General features: G+C 35.3%; 3 protein-coding genes. All 3 read right to left on the bottom strand.

The annotated features are described in order from the left end of the window. A partial coding sequence (locus CHH67_RS23990; RefSeq protein WP_144029314.1) for a DUF262 domain-containing protein occupies nt 1–524 on the bottom strand: 524 nt, incomplete at its 3' end. Between the two features lie 59 nt (nt 525–583). Next, nucleotides 584–5,776 carry a DNA phosphorothioation-dependent restriction protein DptH gene (dptH, locus tag CHH67_RS23985; RefSeq protein ID WP_179292215.1) on the bottom strand — a complete coding sequence of 1,731 codons (5,193 nt, stop codon included), beginning with the start codon at nt 5,774–5,776 and terminating at the stop codon, nt 584–586. Continuing rightward, nucleotides 5,757–5,954: DNA phosphorothioation-dependent restriction protein DptG (gene dptG, locus CHH67_RS23980; protein ID WP_144029313.1), on the bottom strand; the 198-nt coding region annotated here is incomplete at its 5' end. The genes dptG and dptH, both read right to left, overlap by 20 nt.

Genomic DNA, 5,954 nt, shown 5'->3' with positions numbered 1-5,954 from the left:
GAAATTGTAATAGGATGTAACCTTAAATAATCGGCTCGTTCAGAAATTGTGTTTTTAAGAAGAATATAATTTTCAAAGAAATTATTAACAGTTGAGTCAAGCTTTAGTCTCGCTTGAAATGGTTCACCGTAAATATTCTTTTGGATCAATGGAGTAATTAAACTACTTATACCTGATCGATCCTGTACGTTAGAAATTCGGTTTGAAACATCGTGCAATACCTTAAGTAATATCGTAGTTACTGTTAATCGCTGCTGACCGTCAGTAACCTCGTATTGATTGTCTGCTTTAGTAAGTAAAATAGTACCGAAAAAGTGAGGCTTAGCTATCCTTAGGCTATAGGTAGATAAGTCATAAGATCCTGTTATAACATTCTTTAAATCTTCCCAAAATTGATCTAATTCATGATTGGTCCAAGCAAAATTACGTTGATAGTCGGGAATCTTAAAAACTTTATCTTTATCTGTGAACAAACTTCTAATGCTATGCTCTTCTGCACTAAAGAAATCTTTTGGTTCAAACATAACGTTAATCCGCCTTTTGTCTAGATTGGTTTTGTTTTTTCTCGCAATATCGCATTTCTTTAATTATTTAACTCCCAGAACGCCCTGTCCCTCATCCACACAGGCTGCTCTGATCCGATCTTCACAATACTATAATGTTTCTGCAACGATTTAATTCGGTTCATAATGTTCTCTTCTTCAGCTTTGCTTTGGGCGCTAAATACCATGCGGATTTCCTTAGCAGACATTTCTGAAACATTGTGAACAATCCATGTCAGAATATAATTAGCGTAATCATTGTCTGAAGTTGAGAAATGACTCAAAAATTGTGTAGATAAAATGGTCCCTACCCCATACTCTCTGCCTTCCTTTAGGATCTTCTTGATTGATGTAAAGTTCTTACTCAGGAAATTATCCGCTTCGTCTACAAGGATCATCCTAGTTATCTCACGATAGTTCCCCTCAATAGCGCTATGCCCCTGCATCTGCATTTGGTTGTAAAACACATCCAAAGTAATGGAAACCACGAGGTTCTGAATACTTTCGTTAAAACCAGAAAGGTTAATGACCGTAATTCCATCAATCATTTCAAACAATGTAATGGTTTTGCTGGCATCCGGCTCAAATACTTCCGTATCATTTAATTCTTTAAGTGCTGCATAAAGACTATCGATTTTTACATCCTCACGACCTGCATACAAATTATAAACGTCTGTTAGTGTAGGAGCAGCATTTTCCCAAGAAGATGGATCTGATTTAAGAATCCCCTTTTGCGTATATGCCTCCATGATTAAATCTTTTAATGTTATAGATTGAACTTGTCCTAGGTTATATGCTCGTGCAATCGTATCTGTTAGAGAATTGCTAGTATGCATTGGCAGTAATGGTTTAATCGGTTTTGTAATATATAAAGACAATGGATTATACGGCAAATGATACAGATCATAAACCTTGGCATTCGTAGCATCTACAAATTCAGGTTTTATATAATCGCCTTTATAATCAAAAATCAATATGCCAATTGGAGTGCCATGAACGTTATCTCTGCTATTTCGACTCAATTGAGTAATTAAGGACTTGGTAAATTGCGTTTTCCCCGTTCCCATTGTCCCAATAATCCCCGTATTCGTATGCATTACTTTATCCGTCGTCGTCGGGAACCATATAACTTCATGCCCATTCTGCGCATTATGTCCAAACAAAATTTCCAAAGGTTTCGTTTGGGCTTGTTCATCTACTACATCTTCTACTGCACTAACAGCAACCTCGTCGTATCCTTGCTCCTGGTAAATTTCCTTTTGATCTGCAACTAAAAGATGATGAGCAGCCCTTTTGTCTTCCGATTTGTCCGATTTGTCATACAACTGCTCTTGCTTATACAAGTTTGACAGCAACTGGTCCGCAGGTATATCCCCTTGATGACTCTGAACATGACTTTTTATATCTTCAACAGTTCTAATAATTAAATCGAAACCGCTCTTCTCTGGATAATCAAATACAAGAACGTTATCGGACTTCTTAATATCTGTAAACACAGTATCTTTTTTGAACGAAATAACTGCCCCTTGGCCTATATATTCCTCTAAAGAGTTACTAATTAAATAATCATCGTTCATTAACTTTTCTCGAAAAATACTATCCGTGATTTTATCCCAAGACTGTTCAGGCCAAATAGAATAAAGCTTCATTTTTTCAGCACTAGCAATGGCTAATTGAATAAAGAAGTTCCGATACAGCTTGGATTTAAAATCGTCTTCAGATAAAAAGTCTACCAACAAACTTTTGGTTTCTTTAACTTGAGAAACTGCTTTTTGATATACTCCTGCAGGATTGTTTCCAATTTTAACTTCAATCGGATAGAAATGAACATTTAGTTGATTATCTTTATGTTCTATACCGATTAATAATAAATCATCACTGTAAGAACCAAATCTACCAAGATTTCTGGCTGAGAACAGGCCTTCTGCTTGCTTCAATCCGGTTCCGCCTGAAATCCTCAAAATTTCTTCCATTGAAATTGGAACCCAAATAATTTTTTCATGAAATAAAGAGGCTAACGCCAACTTAACTGCAGATAATATGCTGATTTTTTCTCTCGGAAATTGATTTTTTTGTGCAAGTAAACGAAGCAACCAATTGCCGTTTATTGCATTAAAGAAATTAATGATGAGCGGCAAATCTTCTTTTTTGCAATCTATACTCTGATGACCTAAAAACTCCTCGATGAGACGTTCATATTGTTTTGAGCGTCTCGTGACCGTAATCGCATCGAAACCGCTTGATGAGGTGTATTGATCGCTATAATGGATTACCAATAGATCCTTTTGAGCATCATTATTTTTAAAGAAACTTAGGTCAACTTTAGGTTCAATAAAGGTGACCCAGTGTGAAGAATCATATACGGCATCTAACTTTTGTTTATGGTCTGCAGAAATTGCTGTCACAATATTCATATTTTCTTGATAATTATCTAATGTTCGGGCAACCCGTAATAATGAATTCAATTTAGGAACGATTGAAAGCAACGGAACTTCGGATTTTGAATAGTATTTCATGCCAAATCCGGTTTTGTAGTCTTCGTTGATAAAGATTGAAGGGATTCCCGAAACAAGACCAAAAAGTGCAACTCCCGTAATCAATTCAGATGCATTACTTGTAGCTACCTGCTCAATTTTGCTCATCTGATAAAAAGCAATATGACAATATTCATATTCATATGATTGGATATCACGCGAATAAAACTTAACCTGATCCCGGAATATGTTTAAAACTTCTTCTGGGTGATATCCATCTAAATCCAATTTCAAATTGAAAATGCCTGCAATTTCTTCAGCATCTGAATATTGAGACATCTCCTCAAATACGTTGTTAATTCCTTTCTCAGCGTAAATATGAAGTTCGATTGGCAACAATTCTGTCTTTTCTACATTGCCTTTGAGCTGTCGTTTGTAGTATTCAAATAGTCCTTGTAGAATCTCTCTACAGTCGCCCATATTAATGGTATTGATTTTTAATGGAGCTCTGTAATCTAATTCAAATAAATAGGAAAAATGCTCCGTAAATTCTTCGATTTTTTCTTGGACTAACTTACCAACAAAAAATTTAGAAGATTCAAACCTCGGGAGGTTTTGATCGATATAAGTTGTCCATTCATAAGAATCATTTTGTTCCGTAGCCTTATATAACGTTGAATTAAAAGATACATAGGGTAATAAATTCGTTGGTCTGAGCGAACGTAGCAGCTCATCATTGATTATCTCGGCACCAATTAAATCGTTTAATTGTAATTGATACGCAAGGTTTAAAGGATGTAATGGTGTAAACAACCATTCAGGATCCTTCAATCCTTTACGAATCGTTCCGATTAAAGCAAGATCTCGTTGAGATTGGTCCAACGACTGCCCATTCTTAAGCTTGTTTAATTCCTCTAGATAAATATTTACATATTTCTTTGCTAATGCGGTATATTCTTCATCAAAGTAAGCTAAACTTGGCAGCAAATTATTTACTCTAAAGAACCTAAGGAGATCCGTGTAGGCTTCTCTAATCGGTTCGGAAACGGCAATTACCTCTGGTGACATATCTCCTGATTCTTCAATAAAATATAAATGATTAGACTCAATCATTTTCAGTTCACGTTCTAAATTTCTTTTAAATTCCCCTTGTGCGTAAGTCTCACGTGTTCCCTGAATGATTTTCATCTTTTCATTTTCAATGCGATACACAAAATGCTCTTGCTTTTCACGTTTTAATTTCCAAATCGAGAAGCCGCCAATAGGTATAGGACGTTCCACCACATCTTGAACTGCAAAGGGAATTACTGTGTGGGGCAATTGAACTTGAAAGAAAAGCAAGTCCTCTTCATTTGAATTGTCGGTGTTTTTTACAATCACCAGTTCATTTTCGTCCGTCATTTCAAATTGATTTTCCTGAACGTTATCACCTAATTGAACTTGCTTAACTTCTAGGCCACCTTTGTTTAATATCCATTGGTCATCTTCAGAATTAATCAAAATACATGAACCTTTAGACTTCGATAAATTTATCGTGTAAGAAGTTTGAATGGAACGAATCAATTTTTCTGAAGTTTCCACTACAGCTATTCTAAAATCATATGCGGGGGAAACTTCGGTTTTATATTTAACTCCATAGAAACTTGTCTCACCAGGTTCATGATTCAGTTTAACTTTTATTTTCTTGCCGGACTGCTCTGCTTCCATTTTATGTTTTAATGGAATGGGTTTAATGTATTGATTTTTTACGAAATCGTTAAATGAGAATTCTAGGGTTACCGTTCGATGTTGATCCGGATTAAAAATGATAATATTTCTTTTTCTCTGCTTACTTTTGGTTTCACCATCAGCTTTTTCCCAATAAGACATACCCTCAAGGGTAACTTTCTTATTGGTTTCGATATACTCTAACCCCTTTCCCTCGAGTTTCTTCTGATTAGAACGTCTTACGATTCCAAAATCAACATCTTGCCAGTCAACATTAGAAAGAATCTTTACCCCATGATCGTCAAAATGTCGCTCTAACCCGATGTCAACTGGGCCATACTGATGGATCATATCAACGTCGGAAAAAAGAGACTGGTTATCTTTCAATCGTTCAGTAATTTTTTTTTCAGACATAGAGGTATTAAATAGTTCGGAATCATAAAATAACCCGAACTTCTTATAGTCCGTAGCTTCAAGCTTTGCCTCATTCAAAGCAGTGAGTATATGTTCATAATCAAACAAAGTAATTTGTTCATGAAGCCCTTTTTGATCTTTATTTGATGTCATTGTGAATTTTAAAATTAACTTCTCCTCGTTTGAAAGACGAGAATGATCCATCATTTCTTGCAAATTTGATTCTATGGAGTGAATATGGAACGGCATCCCTTCCTTCGAAAAAGAAGTCATCCCTTGGACCAAGCTGTCCAAGTTCGAGTTATGAATAAGCAACATGGCCTTATCTTTAAAAATTGCTTCGTCAGTTCCCACTTTATTTCGAAGCGTAGTTAAAAAATCAGGTGTTATTTCTTCAATATTTGAGGCAACTAATACCTTAGCAGTAGAACAAACAATACAGAACGATTGGTAATCACCATCTTCAGTATCCATATAAAACGGCTCGATATGGTCAAGTTTACGAACTTGATCAACAAGATCCTGAACTTGCTCTGTACGTTCAAATTGAATATGGTATTTTTCCCCCGGCTTAATATTTATACGATTAAAAAAGTCATGGATTCTTCCCGCTAAATAATTATAAAAATGCTTTGACATATATGGCATCCCCGCTATCACTTTTTTTCTCTAAGAGATTCAGTTTTTCAAAATATTCAATGATTGCAGTTTGAGTATCTCTATCAAAAATAATGCCTCTTAACCCGAATTCCTCAAAGAGCTTTTTCAATCGAATTTTGGTTTCATCTTTAATCATTATTTTTGTTAGGAACAATAA

Origin of the sequence: Paenibacillus campinasensis (assembly GCF_002272015.1) — a bacterium.
GTDB lineage: Bacteria > Bacillota > Bacilli > Paenibacillales > Paenibacillaceae > Paenibacillus_AQ > Paenibacillus_AQ campinasensis.
This window is presented reverse-complemented; position numbering and strand designations above follow the sequence as displayed.